Origin of the sequence: Rothia nasisuis, assembly GCF_928381405.1 — a bacterium.
GTDB lineage: Bacteria > Actinomycetota > Actinomycetes > Actinomycetales > Micrococcaceae > Rothia > Rothia nasisuis.
Map to the genome: position 1 here is coordinate 1 of NZ_CAKMSB010000005.1, position 24905 is coordinate 24905.

Annotated in this window: 28 protein-coding genes; 12 read left to right on the forward strand and 16 right to left on the reverse strand. The window is 55.2% G+C overall.

Annotated features, from left to right (window positions below; genetic code table 11):
- The first annotated feature begins 162 nt into the window (after positions 1–162).
- On the forward strand, positions 163–468 hold the full coding sequence (locus L6966_RS05555) for a DUF6318 family protein (RefSeq protein WP_237224594.1): 306 nt from the start codon (positions 163–165) through the stop codon (positions 466–468).
- Positions 469–925: 457 nt separating this feature from the next.
- On the opposite strand, the gene L6966_RS05560 is transcribed toward L6966_RS05555, so the two are convergent.
- The 6 genes from L6966_RS05560 to L6966_RS05585 all read right to left on the reverse strand — a co-directional run bounded on the left by L6966_RS05560 (position 926) and on the right by L6966_RS05585 (position 7554).
- Entirely contained in the window at positions 926–1606 is a 681-nt protein-coding gene (locus L6966_RS05560) for a hypothetical protein (protein WP_083093609.1), read from the reverse strand.
- 3 nt (positions 1607–1609) lie between these two features.
- Entirely contained in the window at positions 1610–4162 is a 2553-nt protein-coding gene (gene pheT, locus L6966_RS05565) for a phenylalanine--tRNA ligase subunit beta (RefSeq protein ID WP_237224593.1), read from the reverse strand.
- A 3-nt stretch (positions 4163–4165) separates the two neighbouring features.
- Positions 4166–5293: a phenylalanine--tRNA ligase subunit alpha gene (pheS, locus tag L6966_RS05570; RefSeq protein ID WP_237224592.1), complete on the reverse strand. Its 1128-nt coding sequence runs from the start codon at positions 5291–5293 to the stop codon at positions 4166–4168.
- A gap of 207 nt (positions 5294–5500) precedes the next feature.
- On the reverse strand, positions 5501–6004 hold the full coding sequence (locus tag L6966_RS05575) for a hypothetical protein (protein ID WP_237224591.1): 504 nt from the start codon (positions 6002–6004) through the stop codon (positions 5501–5503).
- A gap of 111 nt (positions 6005–6115) precedes the next feature.
- Entirely contained in the window at positions 6116–6577 is a 462-nt protein-coding gene (locus L6966_RS05580; RefSeq protein ID WP_272878608.1) for a (deoxy)nucleoside triphosphate pyrophosphohydrolase, read from the reverse strand.
- On the reverse strand, positions 6577–7554 hold the full coding sequence (locus tag L6966_RS05585) for a TrmH family RNA methyltransferase (protein ID WP_237224590.1): 978 nt from the start codon (positions 7552–7554) through the stop codon (positions 6577–6579). The genes L6966_RS05580 and L6966_RS05585 overlap by 1 nt, the downstream gene beginning before the upstream one ends.
- Before the next feature lie 294 nt (positions 7555–7848).
- Here L6966_RS05585 and L6966_RS12190 point away from each other — a divergent pair, with 294 nt between their 5' ends.
- The 10 genes from L6966_RS12190 to L6966_RS05630 all read left to right on the forward strand — a co-directional run bounded on the left by L6966_RS12190 (position 7849) and on the right by L6966_RS05630 (position 17319).
- Entirely contained in the window at positions 7849–8052 is a 204-nt protein-coding gene (locus tag L6966_RS12190) for a type II toxin-antitoxin system RelB/DinJ family antitoxin (protein ID WP_419721883.1), read from the forward strand.
- A 170-nt stretch (positions 8053–8222) separates the two neighbouring features.
- The gene (locus L6966_RS05590; RefSeq protein WP_237224588.1) at positions 8223–8894 is read left to right on the forward strand and encodes an N-6 DNA methylase; all 672 of its coding nucleotides are present in this window, start codon (positions 8223–8225) and stop codon (positions 8892–8894) included.
- Positions 8895–10520 carry an Eco57I restriction-modification methylase domain-containing protein gene (locus L6966_RS05595; protein ID WP_237224587.1) on the forward strand — a complete coding sequence of 542 codons (1626 nt, stop codon included), beginning with the start codon at positions 8895–8897 and terminating at the stop codon, positions 10518–10520.
- Entirely contained in the window at positions 10517–13081 is a 2565-nt protein-coding gene (locus L6966_RS05600; protein WP_237224586.1) for a DEAD/DEAH box helicase family protein, read from the forward strand. Before L6966_RS05595 ends, L6966_RS05600 begins: the two co-directional genes overlap by 4 nt.
- Before the next feature lie 52 nt (positions 13082–13133).
- The gene (locus L6966_RS05605) at positions 13134–13628 is read left to right on the forward strand and encodes a TIR domain-containing protein (protein WP_272878610.1); all 495 of its coding nucleotides are present in this window, start codon (positions 13134–13136) and stop codon (positions 13626–13628) included.
- Positions 13625–14485, forward strand: a complete 861-nt coding sequence (locus tag L6966_RS05610) for an HIT family protein (RefSeq protein ID WP_237224585.1) — start codon at positions 13625–13627, stop codon at positions 14483–14485. The genes L6966_RS05605 and L6966_RS05610 overlap by 4 nt, the downstream gene beginning before the upstream one ends.
- A 798-nt stretch (positions 14486–15283) precedes the next feature.
- Positions 15284–15949, forward strand: a complete 666-nt coding sequence (locus tag L6966_RS05615) for an NAD(P)H-dependent oxidoreductase (protein WP_237224584.1) — start codon at positions 15284–15286, stop codon at positions 15947–15949.
- A gap of 244 nt (positions 15950–16193) precedes the next feature.
- The gene (locus L6966_RS05620; RefSeq protein ID WP_237224583.1) at positions 16194–16466 is read left to right on the forward strand and encodes a type II toxin-antitoxin system RelB/DinJ family antitoxin; all 273 of its coding nucleotides are present in this window, start codon (positions 16194–16196) and stop codon (positions 16464–16466) included.
- Positions 16463–16738, forward strand: a complete 276-nt coding sequence (locus L6966_RS05625) for a type II toxin-antitoxin system YafQ family toxin (protein WP_083093590.1) — start codon at positions 16463–16465, stop codon at positions 16736–16738. Before L6966_RS05620 ends, L6966_RS05625 begins: the two co-directional genes overlap by 4 nt.
- Before the next feature lie 98 nt (positions 16739–16836).
- Positions 16837–17319: a GNAT family N-acetyltransferase gene (locus tag L6966_RS05630; protein ID WP_237224582.1), complete on the forward strand. Its 483-nt coding sequence runs from the start codon at positions 16837–16839 to the stop codon at positions 17317–17319.
- 79 nt (positions 17320–17398) lie between these two features.
- Here the strand turns inward: L6966_RS05630 and rplT are convergent, their stop codons facing one another.
- The 3 genes from rplT to infC form a co-directional block, all read right to left on the reverse strand.
- Positions 17399–17782: a 50S ribosomal protein L20 gene (gene rplT, locus L6966_RS05635; RefSeq protein WP_083093587.1), complete on the reverse strand. Its 384-nt coding sequence runs from the start codon at positions 17780–17782 to the stop codon at positions 17399–17401.
- Between the two features lie 114 nt (positions 17783–17896).
- Positions 17897–18091: a 50S ribosomal protein L35 gene (gene rpmI / locus L6966_RS05640; protein ID WP_083093585.1), complete on the reverse strand. Its 195-nt coding sequence runs from the start codon at positions 18089–18091 to the stop codon at positions 17897–17899.
- 203 nt (positions 18092–18294) lie between these two features.
- Positions 18295–18945 (reverse strand): translation initiation factor IF-3, encoded by a 651-nt coding sequence (infC, locus tag L6966_RS05645; RefSeq protein WP_083093583.1) that lies wholly within the window; start codon positions 18943–18945, stop codon positions 18295–18297.
- A 367-nt stretch (positions 18946–19312) separates the two neighbouring features.
- Here infC and L6966_RS05650 point away from each other — a divergent pair, with 367 nt between their 5' ends.
- Positions 19313–19732, forward strand: coding sequence for a DUF1844 domain-containing protein (locus L6966_RS05650; RefSeq protein WP_237224581.1), 420 nt, complete (start codon positions 19313–19315; stop codon positions 19730–19732).
- Here L6966_RS05650 and L6966_RS05655 read toward each other — a convergent pair.
- From L6966_RS05655 to L6966_RS05685, 7 genes are all read right to left on the reverse strand, one after another.
- Positions 19729–20649, reverse strand: a complete 921-nt coding sequence (locus L6966_RS05655) for an SseB family protein (RefSeq protein WP_237224580.1) — start codon at positions 20647–20649, stop codon at positions 19729–19731. The genes L6966_RS05650 and L6966_RS05655 overlap by 4 nt on opposite strands.
- Positions 20649–21380, reverse strand: coding sequence for a bifunctional 1-(5-phosphoribosyl)-5-((5-phosphoribosylamino)methylideneamino)imidazole-4-carboxamide isomerase/phosphoribosylanthranilate isomerase PriA (gene priA / locus L6966_RS05660; protein WP_237224579.1), 732 nt, complete (start codon positions 21378–21380; stop codon positions 20649–20651). The genes L6966_RS05655 and priA overlap by 1 nt, the downstream gene beginning before the upstream one ends.
- Before the next feature lie 71 nt (positions 21381–21451).
- Positions 21452–21622 carry a hypothetical protein gene (locus L6966_RS05665; RefSeq protein WP_180377909.1) on the reverse strand — a complete coding sequence of 57 codons (171 nt, stop codon included), beginning with the start codon at positions 21620–21622 and terminating at the stop codon, positions 21452–21454.
- A 2-nt stretch (positions 21623–21624) separates the two neighbouring features.
- Positions 21625–22299 (reverse strand): imidazole glycerol phosphate synthase subunit HisH, encoded by a 675-nt coding sequence (gene hisH, locus L6966_RS05670; RefSeq protein ID WP_237224578.1) that lies wholly within the window; start codon positions 22297–22299, stop codon positions 21625–21627.
- Positions 22299–22931: an imidazoleglycerol-phosphate dehydratase HisB gene (gene hisB, locus L6966_RS05675; protein WP_083093574.1), complete on the reverse strand. Its 633-nt coding sequence runs from the start codon at positions 22929–22931 to the stop codon at positions 22299–22301. Before hisB ends, hisH begins: the two co-directional genes overlap by 1 nt.
- 53 nt (positions 22932–22984) lie before the next feature.
- The gene (locus L6966_RS05680) at positions 22985–24094 is read right to left on the reverse strand and encodes a histidinol-phosphate transaminase (RefSeq protein WP_237224577.1); all 1110 of its coding nucleotides are present in this window, start codon (positions 24092–24094) and stop codon (positions 22985–22987) included.
- 71 nt (positions 24095–24165) lie between these two features.
- Complete coding sequence (locus L6966_RS05685; RefSeq protein ID WP_237233044.1) at positions 24166–24726, reverse strand: LysM peptidoglycan-binding domain-containing protein; 561 nt, start codon at positions 24724–24726, stop codon at positions 24166–24168.
- Between the last annotated feature and the right edge of the window lie 179 nt (positions 24727–24905).

The following is a 24905-nucleotide window of genomic DNA, read 5'->3' on the forward strand; positions in this document are numbered from 1 at the left end:
TGCCCGGCGGTGGATGACTCGGTGGAAGCCGGCGTTGAATGCTTTTGCTATTGTTTTTGGTGATCGGTTGCCGCAGGTGGCTGGTCGCTAGATTGTTGTGGGTTTACACCGTTAACCTGACAGTCCCCCGTGCACTGCATGATGTGGCGCTGGTAGAAACTATTGGCCGGATTCACGCTGATAACTAGGGACTGGGTATCAGAAATCTACACCCGCGGAGGATGGATTTCAGGAGGAAAACGATCCATTATACTTGGAGAAGGCTTATTGTTATCCCAAGGAGACGGCAACTATACCTGGGCAGGAAACCAAAATATTCAAGATGCATATGTATTCCTAACTGGCGATCCCGCATTTTACGATAACTCCTACACCATCAATCAAGGTATTTACTTCGAACTCCAATATTCACAAGGAGAGTGGTCTGTAAACGGCCTCCAGGAGGTATCAGAAAATGCAAATCAGTAAGCAGAGAATATATGGAGCCTGTATGCTCATAGCACTCGTTGTCCTCCAATCTTTTTCCCTCCCTGCCACTGCTGTAGAAGGACACATTGAAGACTCTCGTATCACCTTGTCAGAAAAAAGTGACGAAGAAATCAAATCTAGCGGTAGGTTCAGGAACCACACGCCTGGAGCGGTGACAGGCTCCCAGGTTCCCCAGCCTCTCGTTGCACCCGTCGATGACCTAGGTGAATCTGTTAGTTCTGCTAGCCTCACCTCAGGCTCAACCAGCAGAAGCGCTCCCGCAGCAATCCCCTGTAACGACCCCAACGCAACCAACACCCGCGTCCTCGCCCCACCCCATCTTGTAAAGCCAGAGTGTCGAGTAGCTCCCCAGCCTAAGAAAAGAGTAGAGAGCACAGCGGCGCCCCTTCCCCAAGCGGGAAGGGGCGCCGCACCAGTTTATGCCTGGGCGCTCAGCCTACTCAGCAGTAGCACCATTGCGTTTGCGAATCACCCTGTAGGTACCCAGCACACCGGCACCGAATACCAGAATGGCACCGGCAAGGCGTAGCATGGCCGAGCGCTTCTGCGAAGCGACGCTATCAGCGGTGACCGGTTGCAGAGAGCCAGGGTCACCGGTCCGGGCAACGGTCAGGTTGGTGTCGCCCTCCTGAACCAGCAAGGCGTCAACCTCCTGCGGGAAGTCGCCGCTCACCCACCCCGTCTGCGAACCGCGGAATTTAACCTGACTACCGGCCTCAACCTGCGCCGGGTCAGCTATGGCAGAAATGAAGGTTTTACCGTTCATCGCCGTATCGGTAGGTAGCGCCCCGGAATAAATAGCCACATTGGAGTCGCTCTGCAGGTCAGCAGTTACCGAATCAATGGTGCCCGAGATAACCCAGGAACGCCCTTCATACCCCTCATTGGCGCGTGCCTCATTGAAAGTGCGTACTCCGCCAACGAGCAGAATCAAGGCAATGATGAAAGCAACCAGCATCATTGCCGCCGCGGCAAGCTTGGGGCCGAGCGGGCCACGAGACTCCTCGTAATCATCCTCCTCTCCTGCAAAGGAGAAGAAGTCATCGGTACGGTCTTCAATCTCGTCGTCCTGCTGCAGATCATTGGAACCGGTGTACTCATTGGGTGAAACTGTCATGTGTTAGCCTCTCAGTGTTGCACCGAAACGTTCAGTAGCCAGGGCAACGCCTGCTTCACGGGCCTCGGAGGCATCGTCGGCGGTCAGGGTGCGGTCGGTTGCGCGGAAACGCAGGGCGAAGGCCAGGGACTTCTTGCCTTCCTCGACGCCGGTGCCGCGGTAGTCGTCAAAGACGCGGACGTCTTCAAGTAGCTCCCCTGCTCCCTCGGCCAGGGTGGCGGCAAGGTCAGCGGCGGGAACCGTAGCATCAACAATCAGGGCGACGTCCTGGTTAGCCGCCGGGTAGCCGGAAATACCGGTGGCCTGAACTGCGTCACCGGCCTGAGCGATAAGGGCGGTGAAGTTAAGCTCGAAGGCGCTGGTGCGCTCGGGCAGATTCAGCTGCTGTAGCAACTTGGGGTGCAGTTCACCGGCGTAGGCGATAACCTCACCAGCGGCGTCCTTGAGCACAGCGGTGCGGCCGGGGTGGAAGGCCTGGTGCTCGCCGTTGATGGCAGTGAGAGCCACACCGACGGCATCGGCAACAAGCAGGACGGAGTCTAGGGCATCACGCCAGTCAAAGGCGCGGGCCGTGACCCCAGGAGCACCATCGAACTCATCGCCGGTGAAGAGGCCTGCAATGTGGCGGGGCTGATGAGGGATACCCGCATTGAGGTCAGCCAGTACCTCGTCGGAGGGCTTGACACCCAGGCCGGGGATGGAGGCTGACCCCAGCTGGCTCCCGGGAATGAAGACGGAGCCGGTCTCGTAGATGGCCAGGTTCTTGAAGCCGCGGGAGAGGTTGCGTGATAGCACCCGGGTCAGGCCCGGTAGCAGGGAACGGCGCATCCAGCCCTCAGCCGACGAGATGGGGTTAGCCAGGCGGATTGATTCTACCTTCTCACCGGCAACAGGAGAAGCCCACAGGTTGTTGTCATCATCTGAGACAAAGGGGTAGGCAAAGACCTCGGTCAGGCCAGAAGCGGCCAGGGCGTTGAGGGCTCGGCGGCGCAGGGTCTGCTCCAGAGTGTAGCCGGTACCGGGAGGAGCAACAGGCAAAGTGGAAGGAATCTGATCGTAACCAATCAGGCGGGCAACCTCTTCAGTCAAATCCTCCTTGGCGCCCAGGTCGGTGCGCCAGGAGGGGACGGTTACCTCGTAAGTTTCTGCGGTAACCTCAACGCTGGCACCAATCTGCTCCAGGGAGCTAACAATCTGCGCTTCGGTGTAGTCAATGCCGATACGCCCTGCAGTGTAATCGCGCGGCAGGGCGATGACGGTGGGCTCAAACCCGTCACCGGCGTCCGTCACTCCCTCATCGACGGTCGCACCGGCCAGCTCCACCAGCAGGTCAACAGCACGCTGGGCGGCGGCGGCCTGAATCTGCGGGTCAACGCCGCGCTCAAAGCGCTTGGATGCCTCAGATGAAAGCTTGTGGCGGCGGGCGGTACGGGCAATTGAAACCTCGTCGAAACGGGCGGCTTCAATCACGATGCGGGTGGTGGCATCAGTGACCTCGGTGGAGGCCCCACCCATCACGCCGGCCAGGCCGATGGGGCCAGACTCATCGGTAATGAGTAGGTCTTCGATGCTCAGCTCCCGTTCCTTTCCGTCCAGGGTGGTGAGCTTCTCCCCTGCTTCGGCACGGCGCACGGTGATACCCCCTGCCAGCTTATCTGCGTCGTAGAAGTGCAGGGGCTGGCCGGTTTCTAACATGACGTAGTTGGAGATATCAACCGGCAGGGAGACAGAGCGGACGCCGGCCAGGCGTAGGCGGGAGGACATCCAGGTGGGCACGGGGGCGGTTGCGTCCACACCGCTGACTGAGCGGGCCACAAAGCGGGTGGCACCGTCCTTGCCGTGAATGGGGGCTGAGTCGGTCAGGGTGACGGGCAGGCCAGAGGCGTTGGCGGCAGGGGCCTTGGCTGCTAAATCAAGGACGAAGTCATCAAAATCCTTGCCGGTAGCGTGGCAGTACTCGCGGGCAATACCGCGAATAGAGAAGCCGTAGCCGCGGTCGGGGGTCACGTTGACCTCAGCGGCCTGATCGTAGAGACCCAACAGTTCCATAGCATCGGTGCCGAGCTCGGGGTCAAGCCCCAGAGTAGAGAGCACTAAGATACCGTCGTGGTCCTCGCCAATACCGAGTTCACGCACAGAGGCAATCATGCCAGCCGACTTGTGGCCGTAGGTCTTGCGGGCGGTGATAGCAAAGCCCCCGGGCAGCACAGCACCGGGCAGGGTCACGACGACCTTGTCGCCGGGTTTGAAGTTGTGGGCGCCGCAGATAATGCCCTGCACACCAGACTCTTCAATACCTTTACCGGTCAGGGGCTGCTTCTGCCCCTCGGGCACAACGCGCACCTGGCACCAGTTAACGGTCTTACCGTTGGAGTGGGTCTCAGGCTCCAGGGAGAGCACCTGCCCCACCACAATGGGGCCGCTCATTTCGTCGCTAGGGCGGTGAACGTCCTCTTCTTCCAGGCCAACCTTGACCAGGGTAGCCATGACATCTTCGGCGCTTGCATCGGCCGGCACGGGTGCGTATTCACGCAGCCAGGAAAGGGGTACTCGCATGGGTTAGATCTCCATCTTGAACTGCTGTGAGAAACGGACGTCGCCTTCAATCATGTCGCGCATATCCTGCACACCGTTGCGGAACATAAGGGTACGTTCGATGCCCATACCGAAAGCGAAACCTGAGTAAACTTCGGGGTCAACACCGGCTGCTCGCAGCACGTTGGGGTTGACCATGCCGCAACCGCCCCACTCAATCCAGGCCGGGCCCCCCTTGGCGTCCGGGTGCCAGACGTCCAGCTCGGCAGAAGGCTCGGTGAAAGGGAAGTAGTTGGGGCGCAGGCGAATCTTGGCATCTTGACCGAACATGGCGCGGGCCATATGCTCCAGGGTGCCCTTGAGATCGGCCATGGTCAGCCCCTTATCGACGGCCAGGCCCTCAATCTGGTGGAAGACCGGGGTGTGAGTGGCGTCGAGTTCATCGGTGCGGTAGACCTGGCCGGGGCAGACCACGTAGAGGGGCAGGTCGCGGGAGAGCAGGGAGCGCATCTGCACCGGGGAGGTGTGGGTACGCAGCATCAGGTGGGCACTGGTGGGCTCCACAAAGAAGGTATCTTGAAGTTCACGCGCCGGGTGGTCTGGCTTAAAGTTTAGAGAGTCAAAGTTGTACCATTCAGACTCGAGTTCGGGGCCATCGGCCACCTCCCAGCCCATGCCCACGAAGATGTCGCACATCTGCTCCTGCAGGACGCTAATCGGGTGACGGCCACCAATCCGGCGGCGGGGGGTGTGGGCGGTGACGTCCACGGCTTCTTCAACCAAAATACGAGCGTCACGCTCTTCTTCAAGCTGGGCATTGCGGGCCTCAAGGGCTTTGGTCAGGCGGCCTCGGGCCTGCCCCATCAGCTTGCCTACCTCGGCCTTGTGCTCCTTACGCAAATCGCGCATCTGCTTATTAGCCAGGGTAAAGCCGCCCCTATCACCGGTAAATTCCAGGCGCACACGCTTAAGCTCTTCAAAGTTCTTGACCCGCTCCGCGATTTCTTTTTGGGCGCGCTCGAATTCGGCGGCGAAGGCCTCGCGGACGGTTGCCAGACCGTTGTCGGGGTCTTTTTCTAGAATGGCACGGATATTAGCCAGCACCTGAAAGGGTGTGGGGTTCTCAGGCACCTCGGGCAAAGAATCAGTCATCTGCACTTCTCTTTACGGTGTGGGTTTCGCGGGCGTATCTGCGCCCAGGGCATCAAGTCACTAGTTTAGTGCAAAGCGGCTGGCTCTGCTGAGGTGTTTCTGCTCGTAGACTGTGACGCCCCTGCTACCTTGAGGTCTTACAAACGCTACAGAGGCCACCTGCAGGTGGGCAGGTGGCCTCTGAAGGCGTGTGGCTTGTGCTGGCGCTTAGCGCAGGATAGAAGAAACTGATCTGTTTGAAACAACCACTATCCAGGCAATAGCACCTACCAGCCAGAGCAGGTAGAAGATAGCTGAAATTACGGAAATGCCGAGCGTACTAAACACATTCAGTAGTGCCGAAGCAATACCTAGCGCAGCAAAAACGTAGCCAGTGACACGGCCTGCTTTCTTACGCTTGGCCATGAGCCCATAGACCAGACCGAACACGGCAAGGCTCAGTGCAGTCCCGCCGATGCTGGCCCAGTTGCCGCCGCCAGTTTCAATAGTTTCACCCATGAATTCAATGGTAGGAGGAGCCGTAAAAAGGTAAACCAGGTTGCCCAGAGCGTAGGCCACTGCAGTACCCAAAAGAATTATCTGTGAGCGCTTGAGCTTCGCTTCGGCATCGGGAGCAACGGGCATTTGACCATAGCCGGGCTGGTTGCCAGAGTTCATGCCCTGGGGGTTATTAGCTGATGAATAGTCGTTGTAGTTAGGGGGCTGAGTCATTCTTTTCCCTTTGTTTGTGTGGTGGTGTGCCTTTTTACCATACCCTATTGAGACGAAAGCATAGTCGTAATTAGCTACCGTACGTAACCTCATTTTTATCTCAGGCAGATACTAACGGGGCAGAAGACCTTCCATTAGCGTATGGACGATGGGGTAGTCAGCAGGAATCCAGGGTAGCTCCAGCAGCGTGGTATCGAGCGGAACCCAGCGCAACTCGGCGTGGTCTTGCAGGGCGGTGGCGCGTCCGTCCGTAATTTCTGCTAACCAGACCCGCATGGCAGCTTTATCGTTCAGCACCCAGCCCTGGAGGTGGGGGCCAACAATCTCGGTACCAAGCTGAGCGGTGATGCCCAGTTCTTCGCCCAGTTCACGGAGCAGGGCATCCTCACAGGCTTCACCGGATTCGACCTTGCCACCGGGGAACTCCCAGAGACCCGCGAGCGCGGGTGGGGCCGAGCGCTGGCCGACCAGCAGACGAGTGGGCTCGGCCAGGGAGTCGACGATAGCGGCCCCGACCACCTGCACCGGGTAGGGCACGGCGCTGCCGGGTGTGTGGCCTGCCTGCTCCCCCACTAGCTACCTGCTCCTGCGCTGAAACTATTTGATTCTGAGTTTGCGGCGGGCAGGCGATTCTGGGCCAGGGCCGAGGCGAAGAGGCAGACGCCGGCGGCCATGCCGACATTCAGGGATTCGGCGGCCCCGCGCAGGGGAACGGCGACGCGCAGGGAGGCGGCGGCCTTCTCTTCATCGCTCAGGCCCGCCGCTTCGTTGCCGAAGAGCCACATGGTGGGTTTGGCCAGGTCGTATTTGACCTTCTTGCGGGGTTGAACGCCGTTGCGCAGGGCGAAGGCGGCGTCCTGTAGGTCGTCGAGGGAGACTCGGCCGTAGCCGTCCGCTGCAAGGACGCCGATGCCCTGGGCTTTGGCGTCCTCGGCGAAATCTTCGAGGTCGATGCCCTGGATGACGGGTACGTGGAAGAGGGAGCCTGCGGTGGAGCGCACGGCCTTGGGGTTGTAGAGGTCAACGGAGCCCTTGGTGGTGACGAGTAGGTCAGCACCGGCGGCGTCGGCAGCCCGCAGGATGGTGCCTGCGTTGCCCGGGTCTTGGACTCGGGCTAGGACGGCGATGAGCTTGGGGTTGATGGCCCCTTCGCCCCAGATGTCGGAGGGGGCGATGTCGTCCTGGAAGGCAACGGCGATAATGCCCTGGGGGCTGACGGATTCGGCCATGGCGGCGAGGACGGGCTCGGTCACCATGCGCATGAAGACCTTACGGCCGGGCTCAGGGGTGGGGCTGCCGTGGGCTTCTTCGAGCAGGTCGGCAATATCGGGGTGGCGGTCGAAGGCGCGTTCGGTGATGTAGACGGCATCGAGCAGGGGCTTGATTTGGTGGGCTTTGAGGGCTTCGCGGACGGCCTGCGGCCCCTCTACCAGGAAGTGCCCGGTCTTGGTGCGGGCGGCCCGGGTGGCAAGTTTGGCGATGTCTTTGACGCGGTCTGCCTGGGGGTTTTCCATGACGACGGGGGTGCTGAGGCGTTCTTTGAAGTCCATAGGTTCTATTGTCTCATGATGATGAGCAGGTATTTCCGCGTAGCGAACCAGAAATGCCCGCGAATCGGCTGAGCCTGCGAGGCCGGGCGGACGGGAGCGCGCGACCGTGTAAGAGCGCACCGAATTGGGGCAGCCTGCAAGACCTCTTTCTAGCGGTTTGTGGGGAAGGACGCGGTGGGGTGGGTTAAGGCTGAGGCAACGACAGGCTGGGCTTCAGTTATTTCTGGGTAAGCCTTACAGTGAACCTAGGCTGAGTTTCAGGAGGGCTGTGTTGTGGTGTTGTCTGTGGTAGAGGTGAAGTTGGATGAGCAGACTAAGAGGGATCTTGAGGTCTTGTGTCAGGAGCTGGGAATTACGGTTTCTGATGCTTTCTCCATGTTTGCAAGGAAGATGGTGAGGGAGCAGAGGATTCCTTTTGAGGTGTTGATTGATCCTTTGTATTCCGAGGCCAATATGAGCATGTTGCGGCGATCGGTGGCTCAGGTTAAAGGGAATTAACCTCTCATGGCGTGTAGCTGCTGGCAAGGCATTGCTTACGCCCATCTGAGTTGAGGTATCAGCTTATGGGGATAACGAAATTGGTAAGCGAAAAGTTATGATGTTGAGGGGTGGTAGATAGTCTCAATAAGAACGCCCCCGTTCGGACGATAACTGCAAGGCGGTACATCATGGCAGATTCTGCTGATCTCAAGGAAGAGCTCCTCGTTAAATCTAAACAACGAGTTGCCGACCATGGTGAAGTGTTTACGCCTGCTCATATCGTTGAGGCAATGCTCAACCTTGTCAAAGATGAATCTGAACGTATCGACTCCCGCTTCCTGGAACCAGCCTGCGGTGAAGGCAACTTTCTGGTACAGGTACTGCTACGGAAATTAGTAACTGTTCAGGATCGTTACGGCAAAAATGAGTTTGAACGCCGGCACTATGCTCTGCTCGGACTGATGTGCATTTACGGTATCGAGTTGCTTGAAGATAACGCCCAAATTTGCCGCGAAAACCTGGCTAGCATCTTTGACGCTTTTGTCAATGACGGCAGTTCCCCCGAATGGGGTAAAGCAGCTCGTAAGGTTCTTGAGGCCAATATTGTTCAAGCTGATGCTCTAACCTTACTCCGCCCAAACGGCGAAGCAATTATTTTTCCTGAGTGGGGCTACCTGACTAAAGGTAAGTTCCAGCGCCGAGATTTTTCTTTCGAGAACCTTACCAAGGGCAAGAACCTTGCTCAAGGTAATGAGCATACAGATAGTCTGTTTGGGGAGCTTGAGGCAGAGAGTATTTTTGATCCGGTGCACACCCACAAGCCAATGACGGTCAAGCAAATAGCAGAACTGGACAGATAGATGACAGAAAACAATCTGTTAAGGGGCCATAACCCTGATGTTTTGACTTGCATAGCAAACCTCTCAAACGATGAGGTTTTCACTCCTCCCTCTTTGGCTATTGCCATGCTCGACCAGGTGGCTCGCTCCTGGGAGGAGCGTTTTGGTGAGGATATTTGGTCTAATCCTGATGTGAGATTTTTGGACCCTTTCACGAAGTCAGGGGTCTTCTTGCGTGAAATTACTTCACGCCTGGTTAAGGGGCTTGAAGAGAAAATTCCCGATGTTCAAGAAAGGGTCAATCATATTTTGACCCGCCAGGTCTACGGGATAGCGATTACTGAGATAACGGCTCTAATAGCCCGGCGTAGTGTTTATTGTTCCAAGTGGGCCTCGAAGAAACATTCAATTTGCACTGCTTTTGAGACTGATGACGGCAATATCTGGTTTGAGCGGATGGAGCACACTTGGACTGGTGGGAAGAAGAAGCTAATCAGTCACAAAAACGCTAAGACAAAGAAGTACACCTACGTCAATAGACGCTGTTCTTTCTGTGGGGCTAACGAAGCGGAATATAGCCGAGGTGACGACTTTGAATCCCATGCCTACGCTTTTATACACACAGACGAACCTCGAACACTGATAAGAAAGATTTTTGGAGAAGATATGCAGTTTGACGTCGTGATTGGCAACCCGCCTTACCAGCTCTCAGATGGTGGGCATGGGGCCTCTGCTTCTCCTATCTACCAGCACTTTGTTGAGAAGGCTTTAGAGCTTGACCCAAAGTTTGCGGTCTTTATTACCCCGTCCCGGTGGTTTGCTGGCGGTAAGGGCTTAGATGAATACCGGCAAAAAATGCTATCTGACCACCGTATGAAAGCACTCGTAGACTATCCCAAACTCTATGAGGCCTTCCCCGGTGTAAAGATTCGTGGAGGTGTTTCCTACTTCCTCTGGGATAAGAATCATGACGGTAAGTGTAGCGTTCAGACTATCTGGGACGGTAAGCCCACAGGTGAGCCTGTCGAGCGGTACCTTGACCAGTTTGATGTCTTGGTGAGATCTAATCAGGCGGTTTCTATTCTCGAAAAGGTACAGGCCTTTGAAGAGGAAACAATGGATACACAGATTTCAAGCCGAAAGCCGTTCGGACTTGCGACTAACTACGTTGGTAAGTCCTCAGCTCGTGGTTTAGAAGAGCCCCTTATGCTCTATGCAAATCAAAAAGTTATGTGGACTGAAAAGAGCTCGATCTCTGTAAATGTGGATTGGATTGACCAGTGGAAAGTCCTGATGACAAGAGTTCAGGGCACCAGTGCAGCAGTTGAAACTATGTTTCTGTCGCGTCCTATCATCGCAGAGCCAGAAACAGCTTGTACTGAGACCTACCTAGTTGCTGGTCACTTCGACACCGAAGATGAAGCAAAAAGTCTAGCTTCCTACCTTAGAACCCAGTTCGCACGCTTTCTGGTTTCATTGAGAAAGTCGACTCAAGACGCGCCAAAACATGTCTATAGCTTTGTACCTGTTCAGAGTTGGGACCGTTCTTGGACTGATGAAGATTTATTTGCAAAGTACGGGCTAACGGAAGAAGAAATCTCCCATATTCAGTCGGTTGTTCGCCCCATGGAGGAAGAGCTGCTGTGAGTCAAAAGATTGAAGCGCTCCTCCCTGAAAAGCCCTCAGCCCGTCTCAAGGTCTACGCTTGGACGCCGAATACCCCTCCTGCTGGTTATGAGGGTCTCATCAAGATTGGCCAGACCACCCAGGCCGATGTCAATGACCGTATTCGGCAGTCTCAAGGGCAAATGCAGCAGGAATACACCCTCCACATAGATGTCCTAGCAGAGCGTCAGGATGGCAGTCTTTTCAAGGATAGAGATGTCATTAACCATCTCAAGGCTAAAGGGTTCGATAACCCCTCTATTGGGTCGTCGCGTGAGTGGGTTCGCTGCACAGTTGCCGATGTTTTAACAGCCATTGAGGAAATACGTTTAGGCCAGGTCTTTTCAGGTAAGCGCCACCAAACTTTTGGGCTCCGCCCTGAACAACAACGTGCCGTAGATTTTACCTACGATTACTATTTTTCCCTCTGGCACGAAGAACCCGATGTTACGCCCCGATTCCTGTGGAACGCCAAAATGCGTTTCGGTAAAACCTTTACCGCCTATAAGCTGGCTCAAAAAATGAATGCCCAGCGCGTTCTGGTTGTTACTTTCAAACCAGCAGCACAGTCAGCCTGGCAAGCGGACCTTGAATCTCACATCGACTTTGAGGGCTGGCAATACCTTAACGCGTCGAGAAAAGCCGCCCAGGAAGAATACGACCCCTCACGGCCACTCGTATATTTTGGGTCTTTCCAAGACCTAATGGGCCGGGACAGGGCAACAGGGCTCATCAAAGCTAAAAATGAGTGGCTCCACACCATTAACTGGGACCTTGTTATTTTTGACGAGTACCATTTCGGTGCCTGGCGTGATAAAGCAAAGGAGCTTTTCGAAGGCGAAGAAGCCAAGGAACGTCAGGCAGAGTTTAAAGCTGAATTTCACGACTCGCTTAGGACTTTTGACGAAGAACTAGATGAACTCAACAATTCCGAAGAGGACTTCCTACCTATTACAACCAGGGCGTACCTTTACCTCTCAGGTACACCTTTTAAAGCTCTAACCAGCGGTGAGTTCATCGAAGAGCAAATCTTTAACTGGACCTACACCGATGAGCAACAGGCAAAAATTGATTGGGAACAGGAGCACCCTGGCGAGTTTAACACCTACGGTTCCCTGCCTGAAATGCGCCTGATGACCTACCAAATGCCTGACGATATTCTATCGATTGCAAGTCAAGGCGAGTTTGACGAGTTCGACCTCAACAGTTTCTTTGAAGCAACAGGAACTGGGGCTGAGGCTAGGTTTGTGCATGAATCAGATGTGCAAAAATGGTTAGACCTGATTCGTGGTGAACATGCACCAACTCAGCTAGACGCTCTCCGTTCAGGTTCGCGTCCGCCTTTCCCCTACGCCGACGTTAGACTCCTACCGTATCTACAGCACTCATTCTGGTTCCTGCCTAATGTTTCAGCTTGCCATGCTATGGCTAGACTTCTAAAGGCCAGGCACAATACCTACTGGCATGATTATCAGGTTTTGGTTGTTGCTGGTGCCGAAGCTGGGATAGGTGTTGAGGCTTTACCGCCCGTTCGAAACGCTATTGGTGATGGTTATAGCTCTAAGACGATTACGCTATCGTGTGGAAAGCTCACCACGGGTGTGACGGTCAAGCAATGGTCTTCGATTTTAATGTTGAGGAACTTGTCGAGCCCTGAAACATATTTTCAGGCTGCTTTCCGGGTTCAATCGCCGTGGTCGATTAGGAATCCTGATGGTGATGATCCCAGCAGAGAAGAAATCTTGAAGCCTGTTGCTTTTGTCTTTGATTTTGCACCGACGAGGGCTTTGCGTCAGATAGCTGAGTATGGCCAAAAGCTGAATCCGTCCGAGTCGAATCCTGAGAATTCGGTGGCTGAGTTGGTTAAATTTTTGCCCGTGCTTGCCTACGACGGCGCCAAAATGACTCAGATAGATGCTGGGAGCATTCTTGATATTGCCATGGCTGGTACATCTGCGACGCTTTTGGCTCGTAAATGGGAGTCAGCTGTATTGGTAAATGTTGATAATGCGACGCTTCGTAGGGTCATGAACAGTGAGGCTGCAATGGAAGCTATCATGCAGATTGAGGGTTTCCGAGCCTTAGGCACTGATGTCATTGAAACTGTAGTTAATAAGAGTGACAAGGTTTCTGAGACGAAGAAGTCTAAAGGTGCTTCTTTGTCTACACACGAGAAGAAGAAACTATCTGCGGAAGAGAAAGAATATAAAGATAAGCGAAAGAAGATTCAAGAAAAACTTATTAAGTTTGCAACTCGCATTCCAGCTTTCATGTATCTCACCGATTTCCGCGAAAATACCCTGCAGGATGTTATTTCGAGGATAGAACCGGACTTATTTAAGACCGTTACGGGCCTGAGTGTTGCTGATTTCGAGTTACTGGTTAGTTTGAGGGTTTTCAATTCGGTGCATATGAATCAGGCAGTTTTTGCGTTCCGCCGCTATGAGGACGCCTCCCTCTCGTATACCGGAATCAGAAGCCACAACGGCTTGAGACGCATAGGGGGGTTCGACACAGTTATCACGCTCGAAAAATCAGATTAAATTTAATGATTAAGAATAATAAATGAAAACTTTACAGATTAGGAAGGATCTAATGGCAGTTTTCTACAGTTTTCACTACGGACGCGATGTCAAGCGTGTACAACTCATCAGAAATATGGGCAAACTTGACGGTCAGAGACTTCTCAATGCTCAAGAGTGGGAAGCTGTCCGTGCACGAGGTTCGTCGGCAATTGCTAATTGGATCGACGACCAAATGAAGTATAAAACCGCAGTAATTGTCCTAATTGGGCGAGAAACCGCATACCGCCCCTGGGTAAAATACGAAATAGAAAAAGCATGGCAAGCTAAACGACCTCTCTTGGGTATTCGAATCCATGGGCTTTCCTCTATGGGCACAGTTGATAGCACAGGACCAGACCCTTTTACGCAGATTCCCGGTAGGGAAGGTACTAATCCTGGGCTCCCAATCTTCGACCCCACTGTAACTGATTATTATGGAAAGATAGATTCACAGGCTACTTACCGTAGGCTTGCGAGTAATCTACAGAGTTGGAGCAACCAAGGCAGAGTTAGGTCAAGCTGGTGAACGATTGCCCTTTTTGCACTATAGTACGGGGTGAAGATCCCGTCGTTCGTGAGGTTGCACGAAACAGTTCAGTAGTTGTTTTCTTTCCAACCGAACCAGCCGTTTTAGGCCACAGCATGGTTATTCCTCACCGACATGTTGAAAGGTTTTCTGACCTGACAGCGGAGGAGGTATCTCAAGTAATGCTCGCTGCCCAGGCAGTGGCTCAAAGCATTCGAGAAGCCTACCAGCCAGATGGAATAAACATCATTCAGTCCAATGGTGAAGCAGCAAGCCAGAGCGTTCCACACGTTCATGTGCATATTTTACCGCGTTGGGAAAATGATGTGGTTGGAGAGATTTGGCCTCCAAAATCTAACTATCCTGAACAAGAAAAAGATCGGGAACTCGCTAAACTTCGCGCGTCAACATCTCTGCCCAACACTAATATGTCCTCCGAGGACAGACGTCAGCACTTATCTTTTGCACAGGACGTGATTACGAGAATGGCGCAATCATCCTCAAATGCTAAGAGTTGGATACTGCCTGTTGTTACGGCAGCGTACGGCTATGCCTTTACTAAGGAATCTGTAGCAGTTGCGTTCCTTGGAATTATCGCTACTCTAGTTTTCGGATTACTCGACTTCAGCTATTTGAAGAACGAGCGAAGGTATCGAAATTTATACGACCGAATTGCAGCTGGAGACCCCACAATTCCGCCATTTTCTCTAAGTGTTCAATCGAATAAAGATCCCCTAGATAGACGTAGCACCGAAGCTTGGTCAGTATTGAAAGCATGGACGATTTGGCCATTTTATGGAGTGCTCCTGCTAACTGGATTGGCATCAGCCGCACTTGCGATATGTCCAACATTCTAGTTCGTTCCAACAGCGTAAGTTTTAATACCATCAACAAAAAAAGTTTAAACCAGTCAAATCATTTATCATAGATAATTCATGCAGTTTTATATGACCAAACTTCCATCATAAGTCTTATTATTGCTGACTGGAAGACTTATTTTTTGCGCTCTTCAATAACTGCTAAATACACATCTCGCGAAATCTTATCGAAAGAATTACAGTATAGAACAACAATAATTATTAGCAACAAAATAAGAAATATGATTAGAACTGCAACAGAAAATTTATAATCACCGAGATTTAACACTGACTTAATAACGTAATTAAAAATTGCAACAATTACTGCCGCAAGAGTGCCGCTCGAAAAAAATTTTAGCAATCCGCGACTCATGCTCATCTGAAGCCACCATAAAAGCGGATTCTACCACAATCCCCTCCTCAGACTTTGGATCAACAACCAACCCTAATTGCCCCCTACCCTCAAGAAGTTCATTTACCCTTTTAATAATCACTACATTCTTTTCTTTATGGATTATTCCTTTTTGTAATACATTAAGAATCACCATCCTTATTAGACCTTATGAACTCTATTGTTTAATTATAAAATTTAATTAAGATTACACAATCTATCTAAAGCTAAATTTTACTTCTATTTCCCTCTCTCGATAGCCACCTTTCCAGCACTATTAAAATAACCTAGAAATATTCTTCTAGTGACTGCTATTCTATTACGTCTAATCGTATCCCGGAATAAACCCCCTCCCCTGCTTGTTGACTTGTAAGCACTCTCCAGCCCCACAACGAAAGGCACAGCCTGTGCAGAATCAAGCCATCAAGCAGCTCGTCCCCGACGCCGCCCAGCGCCGCCGCGCCATCAAGTTCTTCGACCCCGAGAAGAAAATTAGCGACGACGACATCAACTACATCCTCGAAACCGCCCGCCTCTCCCCCAGCTCCGTCGGCGCCCAAGGCTGGCGATTCGTCGTCCTGCAGAACCCCGAGCTCCGCGAAGCCCTCAAGTCCATCAGCTGGGGAGCTGTCCGCCAGCTCGGCGGCGCAAGCCACTTCGTCCTAATCCTTGCCAAGCGCAACATGCAGCACGACGGCCCCCACCTGCAGGCCTCCCTGACCTCCCGCAACCTCTCACCCGAAGACCACGCCAAAGCCCTCGAAACCTACAAGAGCTTCCAGGTCAACGACATGCAGCTCACCACCGACCGCGCCATCTTCGACTGGTCCGCCAAGCAAACCTACATCGCCCTGGGCAACATGATGACCGCCGCCGCCCTCATCGGCGTCGACTCCTGCCCCATCGAAGGCTTCAACGTCGAAAAAGCTAACGCCCTGCTAGCCGACCAGGGCATTATCGATCCCGAAACCGAAGGCATCGCCACCATGCTGGCCCTTGGGTACCGCGCCGAAGAACTGCCCTGGCCCCAGACCCGCAAGCCCGCCGAAGAGGTCATCACCTGGGTTGAATAGCAGCCCCCACCCCACCTGCAGCTTCAGGTAGCGAAGATAAACCCACCCCGCCGCCGTCCGCACAAGGACGGAAACAGGGTGGGCTTTTCTTTAATCTACCCATCCCTTCCCTCGCTCAGACAGCTTGGCCATCAGCGTAGCTACCTTTTGCTCTCCCACATATACGAAACTAGAGGGTCTTCATCCACCACCCAATTCCTGCTAATGTAGAACCATGTCGCACAAATACAAGAAAGGAGCGACAGTGAGCACCACCATTAGCGTTAGAACCGACGAAGAAACTAAACGCCAAGCAGAAGAACTCTTCAACGAACTAGGCCTAAACATGTCTACAGCAATCAACATGTTCATGAAACAAGCCCTCCGCGAAAAAAGGATTCCCTTCACCGTTGGCCGCCCTTACCCCAATGCGACCACTATTGCCGCCATCGAAGAAGGACGCCGGCTCGTTCAGGACCCCGACACTCCTCGAATCACGTCAATCGAAGAGTTCAAAGCTCTCATTGACGAACTATGAAATACGAAATTATTACCACAAATGCATTCAAGAAAGGCTTAAAAACAGCTAAGAAGCGTGGAAAAGACCTTCAGAAACTCACCGGTATCGTTGAGACACTCGCCCAGGACAAGCAGCTCAGCGCAAAACATAAAGACCACGCGCTCACCGGCAACTATGCCAATACTCGTGAATGTCACATTGAACCAGACTGGCTCCTGATTTATGAACGTATAGAAGATCAACTGGTACTCATCTTGCTCAACACGGGCAGCCACTCAGACCTCTTTTAGGTACGAATCCAAGATCTAGCCCACTCCGCGGCCATCCCCACACAGACAATAGCGGGGTAGGCTTATGCTTATCCCAGCTATCTACACTAGAAAGAAGTATGTCTGCCTACACGTATCGCGCTCTTACCGCCGAAGATACCCCCCTGCTCGAACAAGCAACCTTGGGTAACATAAACTGGTGCGGCCCGCGCTTCACACGCACGGACGTCCGTACTCGCCCCGAATTTGCTCACTACACCCGTTACACCCCTATACGCGGGGATTTCGGCATCGCCGCATATCAGGGCGAAGAGCCAGCCGGGGCAGCCTGGGCCCTGTATTTGCCTGCGGACGACCCCGGTTACGGCTTCATCGACGAAGCCACCCCCGAAATCAGCCTCTGGGTGGCAGAAGAACATCGCGGACTCGGCCTTGGCAGAGCGCTCCTTAAGGCGCTCATTTCAGAAGCTGCCGCCAGAAATATTAGCCAGATCAGCCTCTCTGTAGAAGCTGACAACTTAGCCCGCAACCTCTACCTCTCCGAAGGCTTCACCCCGGTTGCAGGCCGTGAAAAAGACGGGGTGATGCTCTATACCGCTTAACACACCGCGAGGGTTCAATTCTGTGTAAAAATGCCCTATTTTTTACACAGAATTGAACCCTCGCGGGATTAAAAGGAACTTAGGCAGCCTTGGGAGCTGAAGTGTCCTCAGGCAGGTTGTTCTTAGCGATTTCAACCAGAGCTGAGAAAGCAGCAGGCTCATTAACAGCCAGCTCAGCCAGCATACGACGGTCAACCTCAACCTCAGCAGCCTTCAGGCCCTGGATGAAACGGTTGTAGGTCAGACCCTCAGCGCGGGCAGCCGCGTTGATACGCTGGATCCAGAGACGACGGAAGTCGCCCTTCTTCTTACGACGGTGGTCGTAGCTGTATACCAGCGAGTGAGTGACCTGTTCCTTAGCCTTACGGTAAAGGCGTGAACGCTGGCCACGGTAGCCCGATGCACGTTCAAGGATTACTCGGCGCTTCTTGTGCGCGTTAACCGCGCGCTTCACACGTGCCACGTGTGTCTCCTAACGTCTTGTGTCCCACCCAGCTAAAAATCTAGCGCTGGTGCAGGAGAGAAAATATCTACTTTTGGTGCGCCCACAAGGGGCGAAGCTTCAAAAAGAAGGAGCTTACTTGCCCAGCATCTTCTTGACGACCTTAGCCTGACCGCCTTCAACGATCTGGTCAGATGCCAGACGACGGGTCAGACGGGAGGACTTGTGCTCCAGGTAGTGGCGGCGGTTGGCCTGCTGGCGCTTAACCTTGCCGGTACCGGTGAGCTTGAAGCGCTTCTTAGCACCAGAGTGGGTCTTCTGCTTCGGCATGAGCCGATTCTCCTTATCGTTCTACCCTCACCCCCGCAAACGGACGTGAGGAACTGAAAAACTCAACAACCCCAACGGGGAAGTTTTAAGGGTGTTCTGCCCGCCCGCCAACGTCCTTATCTCTCAATAAAAACGGCGGCAAAGCGAACGACGACCAAGCACGCAACCCTACACGAGCCCGCACCTGGTTGTCTAAACAGCTCCTATTCGGCTGACGCCTGTGCCTTGAGCTCCTCGGGCATTGCATCTGCCAGGGAGTTAGTCACAGGAGTTGCCTCGGTGGTGTTGACGCGTTCGCGACCCTTGCGGCCACCTGACTTCTGGCTCTCACGGCGGGCTTCCTGCTTGCCGCGTAGCGGGGCAAGAACCATCACCATGTTGCGACCGTCAACGCGAGGGTTGGACTCTACGGTACCAACCTCGGTCAGGTCGTTCGCCATGCGTTCAAGCAGTCGCACACCCATCTCGGGGCGCTGCTGTTCACGACCACGGAACTGAATCATAGCCTTGACCTTGTCACCGCCAGCCAGGAAACGACGTGCGTGCCCGACCTTGGTTTCGTAGTCATGGGTATCAATCTTGAGGCGGAAACGGATTTCCTTCAAAGAAGCATTGACCTGCTTCTTTCGAGATTCACGTGCCTTGACTGCGGCTTCGTACTTGTACTTGCCGAAGTCCATAAGCTTGCACACAGGCGGCTTAGCGTTAGGGGCAACCTCAACCAGGTCAAGGTCAGACTCCTGAGCAAGACGCAGTGCATCTTCTACGCGGACAATACCGACCTGTTCACCGCCGGGGCCGACGAGTCGAACTTCCGGAACGCGAATTCGGTCGTTGATGCGTGGATCGCTAATGACAAAGCTCCTGTTGCTTGTGTTTGGGGTTACCCCCGTGAATTTCTGTGGGGGCGAAAAAGCCCCCGGTTGCGGCTAGCAAGCGGAGGCTTAGATCACCTACCCAGGGTAAGGAGGTACGGACGCCAGTGAGCGGCCTAACCTTCCCTTGATTTCCTTTATAGGGGCCTGGGTTTTGACCCGGTCGCCAGATTCGGCGGGCGCGGGTGGGAACCTGGGTTCCACTTGCAAACAGCTCTTAACACTACTGGGTAAAGCGCGGTTTTTCAAGGGTTTTGGGAGTTTTTCTTGGGGCGGACGCCAGTGGGAGAGTTGAGTGTGACGGGCGATTCACACTCGGTAGGGTTGGTATGAGATTCTAGTAACCATGAGCAACGAAACTAGCTACCGTTTTGAAGAGTCCTCTGAACAGCACGCCCAGCTACCTGAGGGCCTAACCGCTGAGCAGGTCGAAGAGGTCAACGCCCAGATGCGTGATATCGCCGAGGTTCCCGCGGTTGAGGTGATTACCACTGCCGCTGTTCACCTGATGAGTGCAGCCGCCGTTAAGTGCGGCCTGGCAGCGGAAGAGAACGCCGAAGACCTCAAAGATCTGGACGAGGCCCGCAAGCTCATCACTGCCCTCGCCGGTTTCGTCACGGCCGCTGCCCCCGAAATTGGCTCCCAGCATGCCGCTCCCCTGCGCGACGGCCTGCGCTCCCTGCAGCTGGCCTTCCGCGAAGCCTCCCCCTACCCGGACGCCCCCGGCAAGGGCCCCGGCGAAAAGTTCACCGGGCCCATCTTCTAGGCCGACGCCAGGGCAATCTGTACAGAGTCAGCCTGCTCGGCAATGACCCGGTTCAGGGCGAGCCCCTGCTGGAAGGTTTGCACGGTCTGGTTGACCTGTTCCTGGGTCAGGCCGGGCCGGAGCTTGAGCATAATCTTGAGTTCTGGCCCGTGCCCGCCACCTGCCAGCACGCGTCCGCTCGCAGTTTGCGAATAGACCCCGGTGCCGGGGCCTGCCTCAACCCCGACAACAGCTGATAGGGGCGCAGCAATGTTGCTGAGTTCCTGGGCGACCTGCGGGTTACGGTAGGAGGGCACCCATTCTTCGCCCTTAGCAATGGCCCAGAAGGCGGGGCGGCGGAGTACAAAGGTGAGGTCAGCGCCCGGGTCTACCACAATCAGCTGGTTGTCATCTTCTACGGCTGACAGGGCGGTTTTGCGCATGTCAGCGGCAACCGGGCGCGCTAGGTCGTGCCAGGCGGTGAGTGCGTCCACGTTGGTAAAGACCGGCAGGGCACGGCGCCCGTCCGGAGCCTGAATAGACACCAGGGCCATATCCGATTCCTTGTCAGAAACAAGGCCCTGGTCTGTAATTTCAGCCTGCGACAGCTGGGCCACCACCGGGGCAAAAATCCTCACCGAGCGCAGGGCGTCAACCACGGCTGCCTCATCGACCTCACCGGCTTTGAAAGCTTCAAGAACCTTGAGCAGGGCGGGGTCAGTTTTTCCATCGTCGCCGGAAAAGAGGTGGGTGTGGCTGGTGCCCTCCCCCAGGTTACGGCCCTCCCAGGGCTGGCCACCGGTATCGGTTTTTTGACCGGCTGATGCCAACTGGGCAGCAATATGGGCCGGCAATTCCCGGCGGGGTGCGCTGGGATTACCGGGGTGGCCGTGCCCCTGGGTGTGAGCCCGGTGGACGCGGTTAGAAAAGTCAGTCACTAGGGGCGACCTGCAACGTCCAGGGCCTGGGCCAGGGTGAACTTACCGGCGTAGAGGGCCTTACCGGTAATAGCGCCTTCAACGCCGTGGGGCACCATGGTACGCAAGGCGGCGATGTCATCGAGGGTGGCGATACCGCCGGAGGCAACCACGGGCTTATCGGTACGCTCAGCGACCTTGCGGAGTAGCTCCAGGTTGGGGCCCTGCAGGGTGCCGTCCTTGGTGACGTCGGTGACCACGTAGCGGGCGCAGCCGTCCTCGTTCAGGCGGTCGAGGACCTCCCAGAGGTTGCCACCTTCCTTGGTCCAGCCACGGGCTGCCAAGGTTTCCCCGCGTACGTCCAGACCAACGGCGATGATATCGCCGTGTTCGGCGATGACCTTGCGGGTCCACTCGGGGTTTTCCAGGGCTGCAGTACCTAGGTTGATCCGGGCCGGATTCAGCGACAGAGCCCGCTCCAAGGATTCATCATCACGGATACCACCGGACATTTCAATCTTGATGGTCAGTTCCTGGGCCACCTCGGTCAGAATTGCGATGTTATCGCCGCGGCCAAAGGCAGCATCGAGGTCGACCAGGTGCAGCCACTCAGCTCCGGCCTTTTGCCATTCCAGAGCAGCTTCGACGGGGGAACCGTAGTTGGTTTCAGAGCCAGCTTCGCCCTGCACCAGGCGCACTGCCTGGCCGTTGGCTACGTCAACTGCCGGCAGCAGTTCGAGGCGATCAGTCATTGTTCTCTCCTTGGGAGTATGGGGGTAAGAGTGAAGTTTTTAGGAGGGGCTAGGTATGCGCTACTGGCTGCCTAGCTGTAGTTCATGACCACGTACAGGCCGTACCCGGCAAAGGCAAGACCCACCAGGAGCAGGACCACCTGGGCTACCCAGGTAATTTTCTGCTTGTAAAAGGAGTAGGCGCCGCCGATGAACATCATGCCCACAGTCATCAGTAGCAGACCGGACGTTGTTGCAGACATCTCTACTGCTCCCCGTCCAAGCGTCCGGTCACAGGCAGGGAGTCAATCCAGTTCTTGAGCAGGCGGATACCTGCATCCCCCGACTTTTCGGGGTGGAACTGGGTAGCTGCCAGCGGCCCGTTTTCTACGGCAGCGATGAAGTCGCCCCCGTGGTTGGCCCAGGTAACCTGGGGCGGGAGCATCGCTTCGTTGTTCTGGTCGAAGGTCCACTCCTGCACGCCGTAGGAGTGCACAAAGTAGAAGCGTTCGTTCTCGATACCGGCAAAGAGCTTGGAGCCTTCGGGGGCGCGGACGGTATTCCACCCCATGTGGGGCACAACCTCAGCCCTCAGTTTTTCTACCGTACCGGGCCACTCACCTAGCCCGTCGGCTTGAATACCGTGTTCAACCCCCTGCTCGAACATGACCTGTAGCCCCACACAGATTCCCAGTACGGGGCGGCTGCCTGCCACACGGCGCCCAATCATGCGGATCGCATCGGCATCACGCAGGCCGTCCATGACGGCCTTGAAAGCACCCACACCGGGTACGACCAGCCCGTCAGCCCCCATCACGTCGGCTTCTTTTCGGGAAAGCACCACACGTGCCCCAGCCTTTTCGAGGGCTCGGACGGCTGAGCGCACGTTCCCGGCCCCGTAATCGAGAACGGTGACGGTTGGTTGACGGGTTTCAGTCACTAGAGGGCCCCCTTAGTGGAGGGGATGCCGGCGTGGCGGGGGTCAGGCTCCACCGCCTGACGCAGGGCCCGGGCCAGGGCCTTGAACTGGGCCTCAGCAATATGGTGGGGGTCGCGGCCGCCCAGCAGAGTAATGTGCAGGCAGATACCGGCGTGGTAGGCAAAGGCCTCAAAGACGTGGCGCACCATAGAGCCAGTGAAGTGACCGCCAATCAGGTGGTACTCAAAGCCGTCCGGTTCGCCAGTGTGTACCAGGTAGGGGCGGCCCGAGATATCAACCACGGCAGAGGCTAGCGCCTCATCGAGGGGCACGGTGGCGGTACCGAAGCGGCGGATGCCAGCCTTATCGCCCAAGGCCTGACGGAGAACCTCACCGAGCACGATGCCTGTGTCTTCAACGGTGTGGTGCACATCAATGTGGGTATCTCCTGAGCACTTGATGGTCATATCGATCAGGGAGTGCTTGGAGAGTGCTGTCAGCATGTGGTCGTAGAAGGGCACACCGGTGTCGATGTCTGAGACACCGGTGCCATCAAGGTTAATCTCTACACTGACGGAGGACTCGCTAGTGGTGCGCTCCATCTTTGCGATGCGAGGGCCAAGGCCGGTGGACGATGCGGTGGGGACTGCCATGTCTATCTCTTTTTCTAAAGGTTCTTGCCGATGTGAGGACGGGTGCGGGGCACTTAAGGTTCGATGGTCTGCACGTAGTCGGTGAGGTGCTCTAGGAAGGCGCTCGTTTCGGCTTCAGTCCCGGCGGTGACGCGCAGGTAGCCGGGGATTCCGTTATCACGCACCAGGACGCCGCGCTCCAGCAGGTAGTTCCAGGCGGCTTTTTCGTCCTTGAGACCGCCGAAGAAAACGAAGTTGGAGTCCGACACAGCGGGCTTGAGGTTGAGCTGCTTGAGGTGTTCCACGATTCGATCACGCTGGGAGCGTATGTCATCTACGTTAGCAAGTAGCTGACTACGGTGGCGCAGAGCCGCTATGGCGGTTGCCTGGGTGACGGCTGATAGGTGGTAGGGCAGGCGTACCAGGCGGACGGCATCAGTCACAGCGGGGGCGGCCGCGAAGTAGCCGAGGCGGGCGCCTGCCAGAGCAAAGGCCTTCGACATGGTGCGGGTGACAATGAGGTTGGGGCGCCCCGCGAGTAGGGTCAGTGCGTTCTGCGAGCGGTCCTGAGCAAACTCGGCGTAGGCCTCATCCACAACCACTATGCCGTTGTAGGCAGAAACGGCGCTATATGTAGCTTCAATGATGTTGAGGCTAAGGCCGGTGCCGGTGGGGTTGTTGGGTGAGCAGAGGATGACGATATCTGGCCTGTGTTCTTCGATCTGCTGCACTGCTGCCTCAGCACTGAGTGTATAGTCAGCAGCGCGCTGACCGGCGATGAAGGCTGTGTTGGTGCCGTCTGCCAGCAGGGGGTACATGGAGTAGGTGGGTACAAAGCTCATAACAGAGCGGCCGGGGCCACCGAAAACCTGCATGATCTGCTGCAGAATCTCGTTGGAGCCGTTGGCTGCCCATATATTATCTGGAGTCAGCCCGTGCCCTAGGTAGCTGGCCAGCTCTTCGCGGAGGGTATTGAACTCTCGGTCGGGGTAGCGATTGAGGCTAGAAGCAGCTGCGGCTACTTCGCGAACAATAGCATCGATGACTTCCTGCGGCATAGGATGGGTGTTCTCGTTGACATTAAGAGTCACAGGAACATCAATCATAGGCGCGCCGTAGGGTGAACGGCCGCGTAAATCGTCGCGCAGAGGCAAGGCGTTGAGGGCTTGGCTAGTATCAGTCACTCCCCCAGTCTAGCGACTGAGCGCCCCTTATCGCATGTGTGTTTCGCACTCTGGCATCTTAGATGCCCTTCTTACTGAGAGTAGACAGGCACCTCAAGCACCTGGCCGGGCTCAACCTGCGCAGTGGTGAGGTTGTTAATTTGCATGATGTGGTTGATAACGTCTCGGTTATCTTCCCCCGGGGCAACGTCAGCAGCGATAGACCACAGCGAATCTCCGTGCATGACGGTCACGGTTGAACTTGAGGGTGCAACCGGGGTCTCGGCCGAGCTTTTAGCTTCAGTGGGGAGCAGCAGAGTCAAGGCGCCAAGCACAAGCAGGGCTGCCAGAGTGAGCAGGGGCAGACCACGAAAGATAAAGCGGCCACGGCGGGTCAACCGCATTTTGGGCCGTTGTGGTAGCTGCATAGATGTAGCGGGAACTACGGCTACCCTCCGCTGCGCAGGAGCACCGGCCTGATGGCTACGTACAGGCGATGACTCTGCACGACGAATTCGGTAGCGGGGCTGGCGAAGGCCTCCTGCTGTGGCGGAGGGCTGGGGCTGCTGCCGGGGTGCGAAAGTAGCAGTCTGATCAAGGGGCTTCTTCAAAGAAGTACGAGCCATAAACTCGGGCAAGGCGATAGTGCTCATAAGTCTTTCTCCTGATTCACGCTCAGACATTCAACCGGGTGTCGAAGGCCTGTTCTAAAATTTCTTCGTATCTATGTTCTATCAGAAAAATCGAACATAGTCGAGAAAAATTAGAACAAATGTTTGAATAACCTGTTTGCTTGGCATAGTCTTAGAAGACCACTTGTTAGTGAACACCG

What these genes read in the sequence shown, in the direction of transcription:
- L6966_RS05560 (WP_083093609.1), bottom strand. Translation starts at nt 1,606, where the DNA reads ATGACAGTTTCACCCAATGAGTACACCGGTTCCAATGATCTGCAGCAG.
- pheT (WP_237224593.1), bottom strand. Translation starts at nt 4,162, where the DNA reads ATGCGAGTACCCCTTTCCTGGCTGCGTGAATACGCACCCGTGCCGGCC.
- pheS (WP_237224592.1), bottom strand. Translation starts at nt 5,293, where the DNA reads ATGACTGATTCTTTGCCCGAGGTGCCTGAGAACCCCACACCCTTTCAG.
- L6966_RS05575 (WP_237224591.1), bottom strand. Translation starts at nt 6,004, where the DNA reads ATGACTCAGCCCCCTAACTACAACGACTATTCATCAGCTAATAACCCC.
- L6966_RS05585 (WP_237224590.1), bottom strand. Translation starts at nt 7,554, where the DNA reads ATGGACTTCAAAGAACGCCTCAGCACCCCCGTCGTCATGGAAAACCCC.
- L6966_RS05590 (WP_237224588.1), top strand. Translation starts at nt 8,223, where the DNA reads ATGGCAGATTCTGCTGATCTCAAGGAAGAGCTCCTCGTTAAATCTAAA.
- L6966_RS05595 (WP_237224587.1), top strand. Translation starts at nt 8,895, where the DNA reads ATGACAGAAAACAATCTGTTAAGGGGCCATAACCCTGATGTTTTGACT.
- L6966_RS05605 (WP_272878610.1), top strand. Translation starts at nt 13,134, where the DNA reads ATGGCAGTTTTCTACAGTTTTCACTACGGACGCGATGTCAAGCGTGTA.
- L6966_RS05625 (WP_083093590.1), top strand. Translation starts at nt 16,463, where the DNA reads ATGAAATACGAAATTATTACCACAAATGCATTCAAGAAAGGCTTAAAA.
- L6966_RS05630 (WP_237224582.1), top strand. Translation starts at nt 16,837, where the DNA reads ATGTCTGCCTACACGTATCGCGCTCTTACCGCCGAAGATACCCCCCTG.
- rpmI (WP_083093585.1), bottom strand. Translation starts at nt 18,091, where the DNA reads ATGCCGAAGCAGAAGACCCACTCTGGTGCTAAGAAGCGCTTCAAGCTC.
- L6966_RS05650 (WP_237224581.1), top strand. Translation starts at nt 19,313, where the DNA reads ATGAGCAACGAAACTAGCTACCGTTTTGAAGAGTCCTCTGAACAGCAC.
- priA (WP_237224579.1), bottom strand. Translation starts at nt 21,380, where the DNA reads ATGACTGATCGCCTCGAACTGCTGCCGGCAGTTGACGTAGCCAACGGC.
- L6966_RS05665 (WP_180377909.1), bottom strand. Translation starts at nt 21,622, where the DNA reads ATGTCTGCAACAACGTCCGGTCTGCTACTGATGACTGTGGGCATGATG.
- hisB (WP_083093574.1), bottom strand. Translation starts at nt 22,931, where the DNA reads ATGGCAGTCCCCACCGCATCGTCCACCGGCCTTGGCCCTCGCATCGCA.
- L6966_RS05685 (WP_237233044.1), bottom strand. Translation starts at nt 24,726, where the DNA reads ATGAGCACTATCGCCTTGCCCGAGTTTATGGCTCGTACTTCTTTGAAG.